Genomic DNA, 1,622 nt, shown 5'->3' with positions numbered 1-1,622 from the left:
GGAATCATTTATTTTAAAACTTCTTAAAAGATTAAAAATGGAAAATAATATGGCTATTTTATTTATAACCCATAAGAATTTTATCACAGAAATAGCTAATCGTACGTATAAGTTAGAAAATAAAACATTGAGCATTATTGAAGATTTAAATAGTATTGAAAGTCAATAGGTAGTGGATAAAATTGCTTCTACTAAAAATTGTTGTATTCATCCTACCAAATACATATTTTATAAGTGGGATTGTAAGTCCCCATTTTTCCGACAGCGGGAGTGTAACACCAACTGTGTCATAGGGTTAAAACTTAAAAACCTCTTTCGAGCTTGAGCCTATCCCCAAATCTAATCGTTAGTTTGTACTAGAAATAAAAAGAGGGCAAAAAACTAATATCTTGAAACACTATATTGTCATAAAAAGCTCCATCTGCAGCGTTAACTTAGAAATCTAAAAAGGCAGAACCTAGTTTATATATTAAGGACGGCAGATTAATTGAGTCAAAGCCAGAGAGTATTTAGGGCAGAACCCATTATCACGATTTTAGCCACTCAATTTGGAGTATAAATTAATAATTTATGCAAGTATATGGAATAGATCTGTCAAAAGACAAATTTGATGTAAACTTTATTGACGTAGACGGAAAACAAAAGAACAAAGTAGTGAAAAATGCATTAGTAAGCATATCGAAATTTTTATCGACAATACAGCCGGGGGGCCGTGTTATGCGCAGAAAACACTGGAACTTACGGCGACTTATTAGTGTTCTTGTGCAATCAATATGATATTTCAATCGCATTGGTTCCAGGCTATACGATCAAACATAGTCTAGGTTTATTGAAAGGGAAATCTGATCCAATTGACGCTGGAAGATTAAGAGAATATAGCGAGCGTTTCCAGGATAAGTTATCTTTTAAAGAATATCAAAATGAAAACATCTTGGAGCTAAAGCAGCTGTATACTCTTCGTAGTCAAATGGTCAAAGCCCGAAAAGAGCTACAGACAGGAGCCCATTCAAGGGCATTAATGCCAATGCAAAGTATAGCGGCAAACACTCTGTTAAAAAAAGTAGTAGATACACTAGATAGTCAAATCATCGAGGTAGAAAATGAAATGTATAACATCATTAAGAATGATGTTAAGTTGGAACAAAATTATCTTCTTGCTACCTCTGTGAAAGGAATTGGACCTGTGATCGCTACAGATTTGATCATAAAGACAGGAAATTTCGAAGTGATTAATACAGCGAGAAAGGCAGCCTCTTATGCTGGAGTATGTCCATTTCCTAACACATCTGGCAATATGGTGGGCAAATCCAAAACAAGTCCCTTCGCCGATAAAGACCTTAAATGTTTACTGTATATGGGGGCAAAATCGGCTATTAAACATAATAAGGAATATAACCTATATTATCAGCGCAAGAAGATGGAGGGAAAGCATTATTACTTAATCATGAACAATATAATGAACAAGTTATTGAGAACGATTTATAGTGTAGTGATCAGCAAGACAATATACAGTCCTGAGCACGTATGTATTGATCCAAGAGAAAAAAATAATATGGAAAGCTCCAGAAAAAGTGATGAAAAACTTGTTTTTTATTAGAGTATAAAGTTGGGATATGGTCAAG

General features: G+C 34.0%; 1 protein-coding gene. It reads left to right on the top strand.

Translation table 11 applies throughout. The features are described 5' to 3' along the window. Positions 1-712: 712 nt before the first annotated feature. Positions 713-1,597, top strand: a complete 885-nt coding sequence (locus tag B2X73_RS05190) for a transposase (RefSeq protein ID WP_291095903.1) — start codon at positions 713-715, stop codon at positions 1,595-1,597. Positions 1,598-1,622: the final 25 nt, after the last annotated feature.

Origin of the sequence: Empedobacter sp. UBA7252 (assembly GCF_002472765.1) — a bacterium.
GTDB classification, from domain to species: Bacteria; Bacteroidota; Bacteroidia; order Flavobacteriales; family Weeksellaceae; genus Empedobacter; species Empedobacter falsenii_B.
Note: the sequence above shows the minus strand (reverse complement) of the source record. Positions and strands in the feature narration are given on the sequence as shown.